Annotated in this window: 17 protein-coding genes; 14 read left to right on the forward strand and 3 right to left on the reverse strand. The window is 66.3% G+C overall.

Translation table 11 applies throughout. The features are described 5' to 3' along the window. Nucleotides 1-25: 25 nt before the first annotated feature. Nucleotides 26-1,105 carry an alcohol dehydrogenase catalytic domain-containing protein gene (locus tag CFB46_RS21355; protein WP_089501175.1) on the reverse strand — a complete coding sequence of 360 codons (1,080 nt, stop codon included), beginning with the start codon at nucleotides 1,103-1,105 and terminating at the stop codon, nucleotides 26-28. A gap of 109 nt (nucleotides 1,106-1,214) precedes the next feature. Between CFB46_RS21355 and CFB46_RS21360 the strand changes: the two genes are divergently transcribed. Then, nucleotides 1,215-2,006: a helix-turn-helix transcriptional regulator gene (locus CFB46_RS21360; protein ID WP_089501176.1), complete on the forward strand. Its 792-nt coding sequence runs from the start codon at nucleotides 1,215-1,217 to the stop codon at nucleotides 2,004-2,006. A gap of 93 nt (nucleotides 2,007-2,099) precedes the next feature. Here CFB46_RS21360 and CFB46_RS21365 read toward each other — a convergent pair whose 3' ends face one another. Beyond that, nucleotides 2,100-3,578: an aminotransferase class V-fold PLP-dependent enzyme gene (locus CFB46_RS21365; RefSeq protein ID WP_089501177.1), complete on the reverse strand. Its 1,479-nt coding sequence runs from the start codon at nucleotides 3,576-3,578 to the stop codon at nucleotides 2,100-2,102. Nucleotides 3,579-3,760: 182 nt separating this feature from the next. Next, nucleotides 3,761-4,744 carry an NADPH:quinone reductase gene (locus CFB46_RS21370; RefSeq protein ID WP_089501178.1) on the reverse strand — a complete coding sequence of 328 codons (984 nt, stop codon included), beginning with the start codon at nucleotides 4,742-4,744 and terminating at the stop codon, nucleotides 3,761-3,763. A 141-nt stretch (nucleotides 4,745-4,885) separates the two neighbouring features. Between CFB46_RS21370 and CFB46_RS21375 the strand changes: the two genes are divergently transcribed. From CFB46_RS21375 to CFB46_RS21440, 13 genes are all read left to right on the forward strand, one after another. After that, nucleotides 4,886-5,221 (forward strand): winged helix-turn-helix transcriptional regulator, encoded by a 336-nt coding sequence (locus CFB46_RS21375; protein WP_089501179.1) that lies wholly within the window; start codon nucleotides 4,886-4,888, stop codon nucleotides 5,219-5,221. 666 nt (nucleotides 5,222-5,887) lie between these two features. Beyond that, nucleotides 5,888-7,141 (forward strand): MFS transporter, encoded by a 1,254-nt coding sequence (locus CFB46_RS21385; protein ID WP_089502290.1) that lies wholly within the window; start codon nucleotides 5,888-5,890, stop codon nucleotides 7,139-7,141. Nucleotides 7,142-7,301: 160 nt separating this feature from the next. Beyond that, on the forward strand, nucleotides 7,302-8,231 hold the full coding sequence (locus CFB46_RS21390) for a LysR family transcriptional regulator (RefSeq protein WP_089501181.1): 930 nt from the start codon (nucleotides 7,302-7,304) through the stop codon (nucleotides 8,229-8,231). A gap of 115 nt (nucleotides 8,232-8,346) precedes the next feature. After that, nucleotides 8,347-8,841, forward strand: coding sequence for a hydroxyquinol 1,2-dioxygenase (locus CFB46_RS21395; RefSeq protein ID WP_089501182.1), 495 nt, complete (start codon nucleotides 8,347-8,349; stop codon nucleotides 8,839-8,841). A gap of 37 nt (nucleotides 8,842-8,878) precedes the next feature. Next, complete coding sequence (locus tag CFB46_RS21400; RefSeq protein ID WP_089501183.1) at nucleotides 8,879-9,898, forward strand: hydroxyquinol 1,2-dioxygenase; 1,020 nt, start codon at nucleotides 8,879-8,881, stop codon at nucleotides 9,896-9,898. Nucleotides 9,899-9,954: 56 nt separating this feature from the next. Further along, nucleotides 9,955-11,421, forward strand: coding sequence for an aldehyde dehydrogenase family protein (locus CFB46_RS21405; protein ID WP_089501184.1), 1,467 nt, complete (start codon nucleotides 9,955-9,957; stop codon nucleotides 11,419-11,421). A gap of 7 nt (nucleotides 11,422-11,428) precedes the next feature. Beyond that, nucleotides 11,429-12,496 (forward strand): maleylacetate reductase, encoded by a 1,068-nt coding sequence (locus CFB46_RS21410; RefSeq protein WP_089501185.1) that lies wholly within the window; start codon nucleotides 11,429-11,431, stop codon nucleotides 12,494-12,496. Nucleotides 12,497-12,604: 108 nt separating this feature from the next. Continuing rightward, nucleotides 12,605-12,916: a YciI family protein gene (locus CFB46_RS21415; RefSeq protein ID WP_089501186.1), complete on the forward strand. Its 312-nt coding sequence runs from the start codon at nucleotides 12,605-12,607 to the stop codon at nucleotides 12,914-12,916. Between the two features lie 3 nt (nucleotides 12,917-12,919). Continuing rightward, nucleotides 12,920-13,255 carry a Rieske (2Fe-2S) protein gene (locus CFB46_RS21420; RefSeq protein WP_089501187.1) on the forward strand — a complete coding sequence of 112 codons (336 nt, stop codon included), beginning with the start codon at nucleotides 12,920-12,922 and terminating at the stop codon, nucleotides 13,253-13,255. A 192-nt stretch (nucleotides 13,256-13,447) separates the two neighbouring features. Continuing rightward, on the forward strand, nucleotides 13,448-14,536 hold the full coding sequence (locus CFB46_RS21425; protein ID WP_089501188.1) for a porin: 1,089 nt from the start codon (nucleotides 13,448-13,450) through the stop codon (nucleotides 14,534-14,536). 185 nt (nucleotides 14,537-14,721) lie between these two features. After that, nucleotides 14,722-15,537, forward strand: coding sequence for a MipA/OmpV family protein (locus tag CFB46_RS21430; protein WP_089501189.1), 816 nt, complete (start codon nucleotides 14,722-14,724; stop codon nucleotides 15,535-15,537). A gap of 8 nt (nucleotides 15,538-15,545) precedes the next feature. Continuing rightward, nucleotides 15,546-16,220: a response regulator transcription factor gene (locus tag CFB46_RS21435; RefSeq protein ID WP_089501190.1), complete on the forward strand. Its 675-nt coding sequence runs from the start codon at nucleotides 15,546-15,548 to the stop codon at nucleotides 16,218-16,220. A 51-nt stretch (nucleotides 16,221-16,271) separates the two neighbouring features. Beyond that, nucleotides 16,272-17,624, forward strand: coding sequence for a sensor histidine kinase (locus CFB46_RS21440; protein WP_089501191.1), 1,353 nt, complete (start codon nucleotides 16,272-16,274; stop codon nucleotides 17,622-17,624). The last annotated feature ends 97 nt before the right edge of the window (nucleotides 17,625-17,721 follow it).

A 17,721-nucleotide genomic window follows, 5' to 3' on the forward strand; every position in this document is an offset into this window, starting at 1 on the left:
CCGCCGAATCGTCGGCGGGCGCGGGCTAAGGCGCGATCACCGTCATCCTGAACGGCCCGCCATGCTCCGCCGCATGCGCGACCGCGTCGTTCGCGTCGTCGAGCGCGAAGGCCGTCACGTCGAATTGTCCGAGGTCGAGCAGGCCGCCGCGAACGAGGCCGGTCATCAGCGTCACGGCTTGCGTCGGGTACATCCATTTGCCGCGCAGCGTGATGTCGTTGCGCATGATCCACGGATACGGCAGCTCGAGCCCGGCGCCGCCGAGCATGCCGACGCCGCCCATCAGCACCACGCGCCCGTACGGGCGAACCGCCATCACGGCCGCCCGCACCGTCGTCGCCGGCACCGACGGCGGCATCAGGTCGATCACGCAGTCGATCGGCCCCGGCGCCGCCTGCTGCATGCGGATGCGGTCCCCGGTTTCATCGCCGGTCAGCTCGACCGTGCGCACGCGGTCGCCGAAGCGGCGTTCGAGATCCGAGAGCACGCGCACGTTGCGGCCGGGCGCGACCACGCAGCGCGCGCCCATCGCCAGCGCCACCGCGACGCAGGCGCTGCCGAAATTGCCGGTCGCGCCGCTGACGAGCAGGATTTCGCCGGCGCGCAGGTCGGACGCCAGCAGCCCGCCGTAAGGCACGAGCAGCGTATTGAGCGCGCACCAGCGTGCGGCGTCGGCCGACGCGATCGCGCCGATGCGCACCGCGTTCTCGGTCGGCACGCGCAACCGTTCGGCGAACGGACCGTCGTGAAAGTAGCGCTGCAACTGCTTGCCGCCTTCGCCACGCGTGCTCCAGCCCTGCAGCACGATGTCGGGCATCCGTGCGTCGTCGCGCGAGCGTACGGTCGGGTCGCAGAAGACCCAGTCGCCCGGCTGCAACTGCGTCGCGTCGGGGCCGGTTTGCCGGACTCGGCCGATCGCGCCGCAGCCGGGCACGATCGGCAGCTCGATCGGATAGCGGCGCTCGCCGCTGAACACTTCCCGCGCATAGGACAGAACCGGCGTCGCGACGACGTCCACGATGACTTCGCCGGTGCCGAGCACGGGGTCCGGCATCGTTTTGATCGCGAGCGGCCTGCCGAACGATTTCAGAATCGCAGCTTTCATGACGCTTCATGACGGTGGGGATGCGTCGATTCTGGCAGGCTTAGAATCCGCAACAAGGCCCGGCGCGAACCCAGGATCGGCCGATACCACCCTGCTCGGAGCGAACCCGATGACCGTCACCACGCGAACCCCGTTCGGCGATTTCCTGCGCTCGCGGCGCAAGAAACTGCGCCCGGAGGCCGTCGGCCTGCACGACGGCCCGCGCCGGCGCACGCCCGGCCTGCGGCGCGAGGAAGTCGCGGAACTGGCCGGCATCGGCGTCGACTGGTACGTACGGCTCGAGCAGGGGCGCGACGTCAACCCGTCGGATGCGACGCTCGACGCACTGGCGCGCGCGTTGCGGCTCGACAAGGCCGAAGCCGTCCATCTGCGCACGCTCGCACGGCGCGATGGGGCCCGTGCGTTCGTGCCGGAACGCGTGCCGCCGACTCTGGCGCGGCTCGTCGCGCATCTTCAGCAGCCTGCGTACGTGACCGGCCGGCGCTGGGACATCCTCGCGTGGAATGCCGCCGCGGCCGACGTGCTCGGCTTCGACCGGCTGGCGCCGGCCGACCGCAACATCCTCGTCTACATGTTCGAGACGCCGCACGCGCATGCGCTGTTCGCCGCGAGCTGGGCCGACGAGGCGCGGCGGATGATCGCGCTGTTTCGCACGAACCACGATCTCTACGCGAGCGATCCGGCGTTCGTCGCACTGGTCGCGCGATTGCGCGCCGGCAGCGGCGAGTTCGCGCAATCGTGGGATGCGCATGACGTGCGCAGCGGCGTGTCGGGCGAGAAGGTGCTCGTGCATGCGCAACGCGGCACGCAGCGCTACGAGTACGCGACGTTCCAGGCGAACGACGATCCCGCGCTGAAGCTGGCGATCTATACGCCGGTGAACGGCGATGAAGAGACCTGATGCGGTTGTGACCGGCGCCGCCACGCGGCCACGCGGCGAAGCATCGGCTTCATGCGCGATCGCGGATGGTCAGGCGTAATGGTAGGGAGCGGCTCAGGCCGCCCGTCGAGCGGACAGTCGATTCCACAGCATGCCGGAGCGGCTGCCGCTGCGGCAATACGCGAGCACCGGCTTCGGCAGCGTGTCGACCAGTGCGCCGAACGCGTCGACTTCCGCGTCGCCGATGCGGTCGCGCTCGACCGGCAGGTAGCGCGCGTCCATCCCCAGTTCGCGCGCGGCAGCGGCGATCTCCTCGAACGACGGCTGATCCGCGCCTTCGCCATCCGGCCGGTTGCAGATCACCGCACGAAAGCCCGCATTGCGGATCGCCTTCAGGTCGGCGGGCGTGATCTGCCGCGATGCGGTGAAGCCGGTCGCCGCGGCCGCCCGGCATTGCTCGATCGCCCGCGCGAAACAGCCGATCGCGAAGTCGACGTCCTGCTCCGTCGTGAAACGCCCGAAACTGATGCGCACGGTACGCCCGGCCGTTTCCGCGTCGAGGCCGATCGCGGTCAGCACGTGGGACGGCGCGCCGCTGGTCGAATTGCAGGCTGAGGTGGACGACACGGCGAGCGCTTCGCCGAGCATGAACGGGAAGAAGCCCGGCGCATTGATCGTGAGGCTCAGCGTGTGCGGGATGCGGCGGGCGGCGGCCGCGTTCTGCGTGACGTCGCCGAGCGCGAACAGCGCGTCGGTGAGCCGCGCGCCGAGCGCGGCGATCCGCGCGGCTTCGCCGTCGAGTTTTTCGGCGGCGAGTTCGCACGCGACGCCCATGCCGACGATCTGATGCGTCGCGAGCGTGCCCGAACGCAGCCCGCGCTCGTGGCCGCCGCCGTGAATCTGCGGCGCGATCCGGCTCGCGATCTCGCGGCGGACGAACAGTGCGCCGATGCCCTTGGGGCCGTACACCTTGTGGGCGGACATCGACATCATGTCGATGCCGAGCGCGCGCACGTCGATCGGCGTCTTGCCGAGCGCCTGCGCGGCGTCGACGTGGAGCAGCGCGCCGGCGGCGTGCACGATGCGGGCGATCGCGCCGATGTCGGTCAGCGTGCCGATCTCGTTGTTCACGAGCATCAGCGACACGAGGCCGGTGTCGGGGCCGATCGCGGCCGCCACCGCGTCGGCGGTGATTTCGCCGTCGGCGTCGGGCGTCAGGAAAGTGACCTGCATGCCGTGCCTCGACAGGTTCGCCATCGTGTCGAGAACGGCCTTGTGCTCGAGGCGGCTCGTGATCAGATGGCGCTTGCCGGTCGCGTTTTCCGCATAGCCCTTCAGCGCGAGGTTGTTCGATTCGGTGGCGCCCGACGTCCAGACGATCTCGTCGGCGTGGGCGCCGATGAGCGCGGCGACCTGCGCACGGGCCTGCTCGACCTTGTCTTTCGCGAGCCGGCCGGCGGCGTGCGAACTGGATGCGGGGTTGCCGAAGATGCCGTCGAAGCCGAGGCAGGCCGTCATCGCCTCGATCACGCGGGGATCGGCGGGGGTCGTGGCTGCGTAATCGAGGTAGTGCAGCGGGGTGGGTTCGCTCATGTCCGTCTCTTGCTCATTGCGTGGTGACGGAAATGATACGGGGGGCGGAGGGGAAAAAGGATCCAAATGTGGCTGACGATTCAGCTCGATGTGGAATAACGTTTTCTCCATATATGGAATGAGGGAACTTATTTCCTGGTGTGGCGGGCCGCGTCGGCGATGGTACGTGAAGGTGAATCGAATCAGTTGTGCAGCAGCACCTTCCCGATGACCTGCCCGGATTCCAGCGCCTCGTGCGCGTCGATCACCTGATCCAGCGGCACCTTCATACCGATGCGCGGCGCGTAAGCGCCGGCGGCGACGCATGCGTTGATGTCCGCGATGGCGGCCCGTTTGGCTTCGGCGGCCACGTGATAGATATAGACGAAACGCAACACGCAACCGTGCGTCATGGCCTTCAGCAGCGGCACCGACAGTTCGTCCGTTGCACGGGCCGTTGCGTAGGCGCTGATCACGCCGCCTTGCGACAGGCACGCGAGGTCGATGTCGAGGTTGGATTTCAGGTCGACGTCGACGATACGGTCGACACCGAGCCCGCCGGTTGCGTCGCGAACGGCGCGCGCCATGTCCGCGTCGTTTCGGTCGAGCACCAGATCGGCGCCGTTCGCTGTCGCGATGGTCGCCTGTTCGGCGGTTCTGACCGATGCCGAGACCCATGCGCCCGCCCATTTCGCCAACTGAATCGCCGCGCTGCCGACCACGCCCGCACCACCGTGCACCAGCACGTGCCGCCCCGCCAGGCTGCCGTCGGCGAACAGGCAGTGATGCGCGGTCAACGCCGGAATGCCCAGTGACGCACCGACGTCGAACGATACGTGGTCGGGCAGGCGCACCGCATGGCTCGACGGCACCACGACGAACTCCGCCGCCGTGCCCGCGGCGCGGCCATATTGCGCTTCGTAGACCCAGACCCGCTCGCCGAGCCGGTCGGGCGATACGTCGATGCCGACCGCATCGATCACGCCGGCGCCATCCTGGTGCGGCGTGATGCGCGGGTAGGGCATCGCGGCCGAAAATCCGCCACGCGCTTTCACGTCGGTCGGATTCAGTCCCGAGACTGCGATGCGAACGCGCACCTCGTTCGGCCCGGGCTGCGGCATTGGCAATTCCCCGACGCTCAGGACATCGCGGGCGGCACCCTGGCGCTCGTAAAACGCTGCTTTCATCTGTCATGCTCCGATTGGTTTGGCAAAAGGGGCATGCAGCGAGGTGTCGACTGCAGCCCGGGAAAATTCTGGGTTGCAGGGATATCGATGGCAAGTAAGTACGACTTTGATATATAGGGCAAATTTTTATACTATCGGCCGATGAAAAAAACCGATACGAACGGATACCGATGCACGGTGGAGGCGACCGTCGACGTGATCGGCGGAAAGTGGAAGCCGTTGATCATCTACTACCTGCTCGGCGGCACGAAGCGCTTCGGCGAGCTGCGTTCCGTCATCGGCGGCGTCACGCAACGCTCGCTGACGCTGCAGCTTCGTGAGCTTGAAGCGCACGGTATCGTGTCCCGCAAAGTATTCGCAGAAGTCCCGCCCCGTGTCGAATATTCGTTGACGGACGTGGGGCGCACCCTCACGCCCGTGCTCGATGCGATGAAGAACTGGGGCGACCGCTACGTTGCGCGAGGCGAGTCGCGTTAAGTGCATCTGGATACGGGCCGGCCGGCGCCGGCGGCCGGCGGCTTGCCGCGTCACGACCGAATGGCGGCAAGTGCGGGATGAGCACGCGCGGCCGCCCGCCCGTCAAACGTGCAGCGCCGGCTGGCCAGCGGCTGAACCACGCCGGCTGCCGATCGAGACGGTGACGCTGAAGCCCGGCTATGCGTCGCCGGCTGCGTTCAGCTGCTCGTTCAAGCGCGTGACGGGCATGTCGCCCGGGGCGAGCCGGCAGGTCGTTCGTCGTACCTGAAAAGCGGCGAACCCGTTACGTCGCTCGACACGGCCGCATCGACCTCGCGCGCGAAGCGGAGCGCCGATGCACCGATGTCCATGCGGGATTTCCCCGTCACGCACGAGCGAGCGCCACATCGCCCTCGCGTGCCTCCGCCCGACGCTTTCCTGCCGCCCTTTCCGGCCCGCCGTTCCCGATTATTTGCGTTTCGCGAATGGCGCGTTCGCCGGTTGTTCCATACCCGATCGGCGGCCGTGCACCTATCGTGGTGGCGTCGGCTGAGCCCGTTCGACGCGTCGAATCCGGACGCCAGCCGGCACTTCCTCGCGATTCGCGTCGCACACAAAAACCATCGGAGCCGACCATGCGCAGGCGCTGCGGCGCGCGCGGGCGAACCGGCGTCCACGGAGACGGACATGAAAGCAAACGAGTGGGATACCTCATACGAGTGGAAGGCGGTCACGCTGCTGGCGCTCGGTTTCGGGCTGGTCGGCCTCGACCGCTGGCTCATCGCGCCGCTGTTTCCTTCGATCATGAAGGACCTCAACCTGAACGCGCAGGACGTCGGCAACTGCATCGGCGTGCTCGGCCTGTCGTGGGGCATCTTCGCGGCGCTGATGGGCGGCATCTCGGACAAGATCGGCCGCCGGAAGGTGCTGATTCCGGCCATCGTCGCGTTTTCGCTGCTGTCGGGCTTCTCGGGGCTCGCGGGCGGGCTGCTCGGCCTGATGGCGATTCGCGGGCTGATGGGCGTCGCGGAAGGCTCGTTCTGTCCGACGAGTTTCGCGGCGACGGCCGATGCGTCGCATCCGCGGCGGCGCGGCCTGAACCTCGGCCTGCAGCAAAGCGGCTTCGCGCTGTTCGGGCTCGCGCTGTCGCCGATCATCGCCACGCAACTACTCGGCGTTATGTCGTGGCGCTGGGTCTTTGCGCTCGTGGCGATTCCCGGCCTGATCCTCGGCGCGATCATGTTCTTCGTGATCCGCGAGCCGAAGGTTGCGAAGGACGTCGCGTCGGAGCATGCGCCCGCGTCGCTCGGCCATGTGCTCAAGAGCCGCAACATCCTCGTGGCGATGGCCGCGCTATGCTGCGCGATGACCGGCGTCTTCGTGCTCGGCGCGCTGCTGCCGCTGTACCTGACCGATTACCTGTCGCTCGGTACGCAGAAGATGGGCCTCGTCGTGTCCGCGATCGGCTTCGGCGGCTTTCTCGGCCAGTTCGGGTTGCCCGGCCTGTCCGATCTGGTCGGCCGCCGTGTCGCCTGCATCGTCGGCTTCGCGGGCACGGCCGTGATGCTCTACGTCTTCCGCGGCCTCGGCCCGCAGCCGCTCGCGCTGTTCGGCGTGCTGTTCGTCGCGTCGTTCTTCACGCTCGGGCTGGTGTCGCTGCTGTCCGGCCCGGTGGCGACCGAGGCCGCGCCGGTCGGCCTCGTGTCGACGTCCATCGGCGTGGTGGTCGGCGTCGGCGAGATCTTCGGCGGCGGCATCGCGCCGGCGATGGGCGGCTACGTTGCCGCACACTTCGGCATCCAGAACATTCTGTGGCTGCCGATGGGCTCGGTGCTGCTCGGCATCGTGGTCAGCCTGCTGCTGAAGGAAACCGCGCCGGCCGTGCTGCAGCGCCGCGCGCTCGTGCAGCCGGGGCTGGCCGCCGGGGAGCAGTCGCGGTAAATGCCGGCGCGGGATACCGGCGCGGGCATACCGTCGATTGCCGGTGTCGGCGCGCCCGGCGATTGACATCGATTTGGCGACACAGTGACGTCTTTCGCATGACACAGCACTTTATCCGCACGGGTAGACTGCCGGTTTCGCCGTCGAAAAAGGGCGCGGTATGGACCGGTTTCTGAGCATCGAGGCATTCGTGAGGGTCGCGGAGGCGAGCAGCTTCGCCGAGGCGGCGCGGCAGCTGGGTGTGACGAGTTCAGTCGTGACGAACCGCATTCAGCAGCTCGAGAAGTTCGTCAACGCGCCGCTGTTTCACCGCAGCACGCGTCACGTGCGGCTGTCCGAAGTCGGCGAGACGTTCTATCGCGAGTGCGCCGACGTGGTGAGCCGCGTCAACGAGCTGACGGACCAGATGCGCGAGCTGCGCGCGACGCCGACCGGGCGGCTGCGCATCCAGATGCTGCCCGGTTTCGCGCTCGATCACTTTGGCACGCCGCTCGCCGCATTCAATCAGCGCTATCCGGGCATCCAGCTCGACATCATCGTCAACGATCGCGTCGTCGACCCCGTCGAGGAAGGGTTCGACATCGCGTTCCAGATCTTCCCGCCGATTTCCGAGTCGCTGATCGAGCGACGGCTGTTCACGGTCCGGCGCCTCTTCTGTGCCTCGCCCGCGTACGTCGACGCGCATGGTGCACCACAACATCCGCGCGATCTGCTGCAGCACACCACGGCGCTGTATTCGGGCTATCCGTCGCGCAACCGCTGGACGATGACGCGCGGCGACGAGGTCGTCGAAATGGAGTTGCCGGGCATGATCCGCTCGAACTCCGTTCATCTGTTGCGCGAGTACGCGCTGACCGGCGGCGGCGTCGTCTGCCTGCCGACGCTCGTGGCGAGCGACGCGCTCGTCGCGGGCCGCCTGGTGCCGATCCTGACCGACTACCAGCTCGCGCCGCTGAGCTTCGCCGCCGTTTATCCCGCCACGCAGCGGCAGGCGTTGAAGGTGAAGGCTCTGGTCGAATTCCTCGCCGAATACATCGGCGACGAATCCCCGTGGGATCTGCCGCTGCTGGCGCGCGGCTGGGTGCGTTGAGCCGCGCGGATTATTCGCGAAACGCAAATGCCGTAATCGCCGTCCGTTGCCTTGTTGCGGCTGTTCGTTGCCCCTAGAGTGGAATCCAACAAGCGGTTCAACTCAGGAGACAGTCATGACGAGCACGGCATTCCACACCGTCTTCGGTTCGCTCGATGGTTACCGGAAGGGCGAGATCGAAATCACCAGCGGCAGCGCGCAGCACTACGCCTTCTCGAACGTCTTCGAGGTGGCGTCGAAGTCGGCCCCTTACGAAAAGGTCGTCGCCGGCAAGAACCTCGAATACGTGATCGAAGTGTTGCGGACCGACGGCCAGTCGCCGTGGTTCGCGTGTGCGCACGACGAGTTCACGATCCAGATGGACGGCGAGGTCCGGATCGACTTCGTCAAGCTCGACGACCCGCCGCAATCGGGCCGCGGCACCGTGAGCGCGGGCGCGCACCCGGCCGGCCGGAACATGGGGTACGTCGTGTTGCGCCAGGGGCATCAGGCGCTGCTGCCGGCCGGCTGCGCGTATCGCTTCACCGCGAGCCGGCCGGGCGTCGCGCTCGTCCAGACCGTGCTCGGCGAGCTGTCCGTCGAGAAGTGGGCCGAGATCTGCCTGCACTGACCTTCCGACCGCATTCGACTATTCCAGGAGACACGTTATGGCCACCCTCGAGACCCTCGACCTTTCCACGGGCTTCGCCGTCGATCTGGTGCGATCGACCGAAGCCGATGCCGTCACCGGCTACCGCGGCTTTCAGCTCGGTGAATTCGCCTTCCGGCGCGACGAATATTTCGTGAAGATCAGCTGGCCCGCGAAAGGCCAGACCCGCACGCATGCGATGCCGGCCGACGCGTTCCTGCGCGCGATGATGCGCGACGTCGCGTGGGGCTTCTTCTACGGCTGGGTGAATTTCGATCACGTATTCGGCACGCGCAATCACTACGGCAAGGTCGACATGTATGCGGGAACCTTCAACGGCATCCTGAAGGACGCCGGCGTCGACTACACCGAGACCTTCGACACGCCGACGATCATGGCGACCTTCAAGGCGATGCTGCACGACTGGACCAACGAGGGCTTCGATCCGTTCGCGGCGCCCGAGGAAACGGGCACGGCGTTCGGACGCAAGCACGGCGACAACGGCTCCGCGATCGAGCGCACGCGTATCGCGACGCGTCGCATGCCGGGCCTCGAAGGCGACTCGCCGCTGCGCGACGAGCTGCCGGTCAACCGCGCGTTTCTCGACGTGGCGCAGGACGAACCGGAAGTGCACGTCGAGCCGGGCTTCGAAGGCGAGCTGCACGCGTTCAACCTGTTCAAGTACCTGTCGCGCTCGGACGTGACGTGGAATCCGTCGGTGACGTCGGTGTGCGGGCGCAGCCTGTTCTGCCCGACCACGGAAGAATTCATCCTGCCGGTATTCCACGGCAACGACCGCGTCGAATGGTTCCTGCAACTGTCCGACGAAATCGTGTGGGACATCGGCGACAAGAACACCGGCGCGCCGCGCGCACGCATCACGATGCGAGCCGGCGACATCTGCGCGATGCCGGCCGATATCCGGCACCAGGGCTATTCGACGAAGCGCTCGATGCTGCTGGTCTGGGAGAACGCGACGCCGGATCTGCCGCAACGCTACGAGAGCGGCGAGCTCGCGCCGTATCCGATCGCGTTCTAGGCCGCGCTTCAGTTTCAGTTCCAGCTTCCGCTTCCGCATTACACCGAGGACGATTCATGCAAACCCAACTCTTCATCGACGGGCGCTTCGTCGACGCTGTCGATCGCGGCACGATCGACGTGCTGAACCCGCACGACGGTTCCGTCATCACGAAGATCGCCGCGGCCTCCGCGGCGGACGTCGACCTCGCCGTCGAAGCCGCGACGCGCGCGTTCCCGACATGGTCCGCGATGTCGGCCGCCGAGCGCGGCCGTTTGCTGCTGCGCCTGGCCGATGCGATCGAAGCCAACGCGGAGGAGCTGGCGCAGCTCGAATCGCTGGACACCGGCCACCCGATTCGCGATTCGCGTGCGCTCGACGTGCCGCGCACGGCGGCCTGCTTCCGCTATTTCGGCGGCATGGCCGACAAGCTGCAAGGCTCGGTGATACCGGTCGAGCCCGGTTTCCTGAACTACGTGCAGCGCGCGCCGATCGGCGTGGTCGGCCAGATCGTGCCGTGGAATTTTCCGCTGATGTTCACGAGCTGGAAAATGGGTCCGGCGCTGGCGGCCGGCAACACGGTGGTGCTCAAGCCGTCTGAAATCACACCGCTGTCGACGCTGCGCATCGTCGAGCTGATGGCCGAGGTCGGGTTTCCTGCCGGCGTCGTCAACATCGTGCCCGGCTACGGTCATACGGCCGGCCAGCGGCTCGCCGAACATCCCGGCGTGGGCAAGATCGCGTTCACCGGATCGACGGCGACGGGCCGGCGAATCGTCGAAGCGTCGCAGGGCAACCTGAAGCGCGTGCAACTGGAACTGGGCGGCAAGGGCGCCAACATCGTGTTCGACGATGCCAACCTCGACGCGGCCATCAACGGCGCCGCGTGGGCGATCTTCCACAACCAGGGGCAGGCGTGTATCGCGGGGTCGCGTCTGGTGCTGCACGAACGCATCGCGGACGCGTTCCTCGAGCGCTTCGTCGCGCTCGCATCGTCGATCCGGATCGGCAATCCTCTCGATCCGAATACCGAAATGGGGCCGCTCACGTCGAAGCAGCACCTCGATCGCGTGCTGTCATACGTCGACGTCGCGCGTGAGCAGGGCGGCCGCGTGCTGACGGGCGGCAGCGCGCCGCAGGATCCGGCGCTCGCCAATGGCTATTACGTGCGCCCGACGATCGTCGAGGCGAAGCATGCGACCGACCGCGTCGCGCAGGAGGAAGTGTTCGGGCCGTTCGTCACCGTGCTGCGCTTCGGCAGCGACGAAGAAGCGTTGGCCATCGCCAACGCAACGGAATACGGGCTCGGCAGCGGCCTGTGGACCAACGATCTGTCGCGTGCCCACCGGATGGCGGCGCGGATCGACGCGGGCATGTGCTGGATCAACTGCTACAAGCGCGTCAATCCGGGCAGCCCGTTCGGCGGGGTGGGCAAGTCGGGCTACGGCCGCGAGATGGGCTTCGAGGCCATGCACGACTACACGGAAGCGCGCTCGGTGTGGGTCAACGTCGACGGCAACGTGCCGCCGCATTTCAAGCGCTGAGGCTCGTATGGAGCGCTTCGTCTATCAGGGAACGCCGTCCCGCGTCGTGTTCGAATGGGGCGCGCTCGAACGGCTGCCGGACGAGCTGTCCGCGCTCGGCGCGCAGCGCGCGCTGATTCTGTCGACGCCCGAACAGCAGCCGCTCGCCGACCGCGTGAAGGACGTGCTCGGCGAGCGTGCGGCCGGCGTGTGCGCGCAGGCCGTGATGCACGTGCCGGTCGAAGTCGCGCGTGCCGCGCGCGAGATGGCCGCCGAGCTGGGCGCGGACTGCTGCATCGCGATCGGCGGCGGCTCGACGATCGGGCTCGGCAAGGCGATCGCGCTCGAATCGTCGCTGCCGATCCTCGCCGTGCCGACGACCTACGCCGGCTCGGAGATGACGCCGATCTACGGGCTCACCGAAGGCCGGTTGAAGCGCACCGGGCGCGATGCGCGCGTGCTGCCGCGTACCGTGATTTACGACCCTTCGCTGACGTTGTCGCTGCCGTCGGGTATTTCGGCGGCGTCCGGTATCAATGCGATGGCGCATGCCGTCGAGGCGCTCTACGCGGAAGACGCGAACCCGGTCATCAGCCTGATGGCGGAAGAATCGATTCGTGCGCTCGGCGAAGCGTTGCCCGGCGTGGTGCGCGATCCGCAAGATCGCGCGATGCGCAGCCGCGCGTTGTATGGCGCATGGCTGGCCGGCACGTGCCTCGGTGCGGTCGGCATGGCGTTGCACCACAAGCTCTGTCACACGCTGGGCGGCACGTTCAACCTGCCGCACGCGCAGACGCACGCGGCGATGTTGCCGCATACCGCGCATTACAACCACGCCGCCGCGCCCGACGCGCTGCGGCGCGTGGCGCGGGCGCTGGGGGGGCGCGACGCGGCCGACGCCGGGCCGCTGCTGTTCGCGCTGAACGCGCAGCTCGGTATCGCACCGGCGCTGGCTGATATCGGGATGCCGGAGCAAGGGCTCGATGAAGCGGCCGATCTCGCGTGCAGGAACCCGTATGCGAACCCGCGGCCGATCGAACGCACCGCGATTCGCGCGTTGCTTCAGCATGCATGGGAAGGGCGCGCGCCGCATTGAGCCGCCGGATGCGCGAACGGAGAACGACGTGATGAATGACCAGATCGGCCTGCACGGCTTGTCCCGCGAAGCGATGTTCGGCTTTGCCCTCGATCGGAGCTGATCGCCATGGCGCGTTTTTTTGCGGTGTTTGCCACCGACCAGCCGGGTATGCGCGACGTGCGCGACCGCATGCGGCCGATTCACCGGACGTATCTGCGCTCGGCGGCCGAGCACGGCGTGTACGTGCGGCTCGGCGGCCCGACGCTGGACCCGCAGGGCGATTCGATGAACGGCACGCTGCTCGTCGTCGAGGCGGACGATATTCATGCGGTGATGCGGTTCGTCGGCAACGACCCGTATGTGAAGGAGGGCCTGTTCTCGCACGTCGAGGTGCGTCCGTGGGACTGGAGCCTCGGCAACCCCGAGCAAAGGGTGTGAGCGATGGAAGCGAAACGGCTGTGCCGCGTGTCCGATGTGCCCGACGGCGGCGCGCGGGTCGTCGATGAAGCCTGCATCGGACGGCCCGTCGTCGTGGTGCGGCGTGGCGAGCAGGTGTGGGCGTACGTGAATCGTTGCCCGCACTTCTCGGTGCCGCTCGATTTTGTGCCGGGGCGTGTGTCGTGCTACCGGTCGCAGGTGCTGATGTGTGCGCATCACAGTGCGTTGTTCCGGTTCGACGACGGCATGTGTATCGACGGGCCTTGCACGGGGGCCGGGCTGGACACCGTGGCCGTCGAGGTGGATGCATCCGCGTGGGTCGTCTTTCGGGGCGCTTGATTTCGCGGCTTTCGAATCGTTTGGAGTCGATGTCGGTTCACCGGGAATTTTTCGAATTGATCAATCAGTAAAACTAAATTCAGGTGTTGTTGTGACTGCCTGATTCAAGGCGATTTTCCACGAAGCAATGAGCGAACACCCGCCTCGAAGCAGGTGACGGATGCGTATTTTCATAAAAAAGACGGAGACAACATGAAACTCAGGTTTGGTGTATTGGCGGTGCTTGCCGTGGCGCAGGGCGCATGGGCGCAAAGCAGCGTGACGATGTTCGGATTGATCGATTCCGGCATCTCGTATGTCAGCAACGAGGGCGGCGGAAAGAACGTCAAGTTCGACGACGGCATATTCGCGCCCAACCTGTTCGGCCTGCGCGGCACCGAGAATCTCGGCGGCGGATATCGTGCGATCTTCGCGCTCGTGAATCAGTTCTCGATGGCGAACGGCAGCATCGTCGGTACCGGGATTTTCGGGCGCAATGCCTACGTGGGCCTCGAGAGCGACCGATTCGGCAGCCTCACGCTGGGCAATCAGTACGACTTCATGGTGGATTCGCTCTTTTCAAAGGGCAACGCGATTTCGCGGGACATCTCCGGGCTGTACGGCTTTCGGAATGGCCCGTTCCAGCGTCTTGCGCTTCCCGGTAATCCGACCGGTGCGTTCGACTGGGACCGCACGGCCGGCAGCAAGCCGATCGCGAATTCGGTCAAGTACAGCTCGCCGACGGTCGCGGGCTTTTCCGGTGGCGTGATGTATGCGTTCGGCGGCGTGGCCGGCTCGGTCGGCGCGGACAACGCCGTCAGCGCCGGCGTGAACTATGAGCTGGGGCCCTTCGGCGTGGGCGCGGCCTATACGAACGAGAAATACGGCCCGGCGCCGGGCGTGCCGTCGACCAGCGTGCGCAACTGGGGTGTCGGGATGCACTGCGACTTTGGCGTGGTTGCCGCGAAGGCGCTGGTGACCAGCGTGCGCAACGCGTTCAACGGTGCGGGCGTGTGGATGGCCGAAGCCGGCGGCCTGTGGCGGATCAGGCCGGACGTCGTGCTGGGCGCGAAATACATGTACATGAAGGGCAATGAAGCGGTGAACGACAACCATGCGCATCAGGTCAGCGTCGCCCTTCAATACCTGTTGTCGAAGCGGACGATGGTGTATGTATCGGCGGATTATCAGCGGGCGAATAGCGGCGCGAATGCGCAGGTGAACGGGGTGCTGGATCCGAACGGGGCGTCGAGCTCCGCGAGTCAGGCGGTGGCGCGGGTGGGGCTGCATACGGTGTTTTGACGACGCGCATTGCCGCGTTCTTCAAGCGCGCAGGGCGGCACGAGATCGCCCTGCGCCGATATTTCCCACCATTTGAGTTTCCCGCATAGTCCGCAAAGAGACGATATTTTTCCTGGTAAGTGAGCGGTAAGTCGACTGGTCCTACAGTAGCCCCCGTTTTGACCGCCGACTCCAGGAAAACGATTGTGAAAATTGCCTCCCGCCGCGAACGCCCGTTATTGCTGCTTGCTGCTTCATTTGCACTTTCATCTGTTTCCGCGTGGGCGGACGAGGGCACGAACCCACCCGACCCCGACAATACGGGGCTGACCATCCTCGACCATGCGACGAACGTCACGCATTGGGGACTCGGCGCCGGCGTCGGCATCGAGCCGTCGGTTTACAGGGGCGACGGCACCCGCGTATTGCCTTTTCCGCTGGTCTACTTCGACAACAAATGGGTGCAGGCCATCGGCACCACGGTCGATCTGAAAATCGGCAGCTGGAGCGGCGTCAGTGTCGCGCTTCGTGGCCAGTTCTCGCTGTTCGACGGATACAAGGGCTCGGACGCACCGATCCTGAACGGCATGGAAAATCGCAAGGGCGCGTTATGGTACGGCCCTGCACTGTCATGGAGCACGAGCTTCGGCACCTTGTCGGGCAGTTTCCTGCTCGGCGGCAACAAGGGCGAGCGCGCGAAGATCGGCTTCGAGAAGGCGTTTGCCCTCGGCGCGTTCTCGATCGCGCCACATGTCGGCGTGGAATGGCTGAGCGACAAATACGTCGACTACTATTACGGCGTGCGACCATCCGAGGCGCGTGCCTGGCGTGCCGCATACAGTGCGGGTTCGACCGTGAACGTATCGGCCGGCACCCGTGTCGACTACCGGCTGACGAAGCAGCAGACGATTTTTGTGGACGTGGGCGTGTCGCGTCTCGGCGACGGCATCACCGACAGTCCGCTCGTCGGCAGACGGTTCGTTCCCGAGGCCAGAATCGGCTACATGTATCGGTTCAAGTGAGTGCGAGTATGCCAAGAGTGGCGATTGTCGAGGATCACGAGCGCCTGGCCGGCCTGTTGGCACAGGCCCTGGCTGCGGCCGGGATCGAATCCGATCGGTTCGGTAATGCTCGGGAAGCCGCCTACGGTGTCGAGCGGGCCGACTATGCGCTGCTGATCGTCGACCGCGGCTTGCCCGACGGAGACGGTCTGGCGTTCTTGCGGACGCTGCGTGCGGCGGGGCGCATGATGCCTTGCCTGATGCTGACGGCACGCGATGCGTTGCATGACCGCATCGACGGACTCGAAAGCGGCGCCGACGACTATGTGACCAAGCCGTTCGAAATGAGCGAACTCGTCGCCCGCGTGCGCACGCTGATGCGGCGCCCGGCGCTGCTCACGACCCTCGTCGCATCGTTCGCGGACGTGACCGTGGACCCGGCCCAGCGCGCGATGCGCTGTGGCGACCGGACGGTACTGCTGGCGCCGGCCGAACTGCAGGTCATGCTCTGCCTGATCGAAGCCGGGGGGCGGACCGTCCGGCATTCGATACTCGAGCATGCCGCATGGGGGCTCGCCGAGGCGGTCACGCCGAACGCGCTCGAGGTGACCGTGCACCGCTTGCGCAAGAAACTGACGGCGATCGGGGCAACGATGCGGCTCACCAACATCCGCGGCGCCGGCTTCGCGCTGCGGGGCGCGTGACGATGCTTCGCCGCGCGTCGCCCGTCGCCACTCCCTCGTAAGAAAACCGCCATGTTCCGTCATTGGATCCTGCGCCTGTCGACGCGTCTATGGGTGACCAACGTCGTCGCGTTCGCCGTCAGCCTGGCGCTGCTGTCCGCGCTTTCCATGTATTTTCTCGCGCGATATCCGGAACTCCTCGGGCGGCGCCAGCAGATGGAGAGCATCCGTCATATCGAGGCCGGCATGCGCTTCGACGCGACCGGGCGGCCGGTATCGGTGCGATTGGGCGAGCGTCCGGCGGCGATGTTCCGGCTCTTGCCAACCGACGCGATGTACCGCGTGCTCGATGCGACGGGGAAGGTGTTGCTGGCGTCGGCGCCGTCGAACGGGGATCGGCCGTGGCTGACGGAGGATCTCGCGACGGCGGCCGGCAAGGTATTGCCCGTCACGATCGACGGCAAGGCGTATGCGATCGCGACGCAGCGCGCGTCGAACGGTAGCGCCGTCCATTACGTGCAGGTGGCGCAAAGCAGGCAACTCGTCGATGCGCTCGTCATGACGAGGGTCGATCCGATACCGAAGACCGTCGCTTATGTGCTGGTCATCGCGACCATCATTTTTGGACTGACGTTGCCGTTGACGATTGGTCACGTGCTGAAGCCGTTGCGGGAGGTATCGCGTGCCGCGCGGGAAATCGAGCCGCGCAACCTGAAAACGCGGCTGTCGTCGGCCGGGATTCCCAGCGAGATCAAGCCGCTGATCGATGCGTTCAACGACGCACTGAGCCGGCTCGAGAATGGCTTCGCCGTTCAGCAGCAGTTTCTGGCCGACGCCGCGCACGAGTTGCAGACACCGCTCACGCTGGTCAGAGGGCAGATCGAGCTGCAACCCGACATCAGCCAGAAAGCGCTGTTGCTTCGCGAGATCGACCTGATGGCCCGGCAAGTGAAGCAACTGCTGCATCTGGCCGAAGTCAGCGAAGCGCAGAACTTCAGCTTCGGCGACGTGAACGGCGACGAAGTCGCGCGAGATGCCGTGAGCTTGCTGGCCGGTAAGGCCGATGCGAAGCAGGTGAAGCTCCATATCGAAGCGCGCGATTCCGCGTCGCCGATACGCGCGGATGGCGGGGCGCTTTTCATCCTGCTCAAGAACTTTCTCGAGAATGCGATCAACGCGTCGCCGTCGGGCGGTGTCGTCGTGCTGACCGTTCTCGAGACCGCGATTCATGTCGACGATGAAGGGCCGGGCATTCGGCGGGAGCATCTTCCGCTGCTCTTCGACCGATACTGGCGGGCGCCGGATTCGCGGTATGACGGCGCCGGTCTCGGGCTGGCGATCTGCAAGGAGATCGCCGACGCCCATCAATGGAAGCTGACGGTCGATGTGCTGGCAACGGGCGCGCGGTTCAGTGTCTGGTTTTAGTTGGCGCGGAAGGTCGTGTGTGACCGGGTTCCCCTCGGTACAGGGGCCGGATCGGAGAGACGTCCGGTCGAAGCGTGGTTTTTTCTGAGGGCCTTGT

The organism is Burkholderia sp. HI2761 (assembly GCF_002223355.1).
In the GTDB taxonomy this organism is placed as follows: domain Bacteria; phylum Pseudomonadota; class Gammaproteobacteria; order Burkholderiales; family Burkholderiaceae; genus Burkholderia.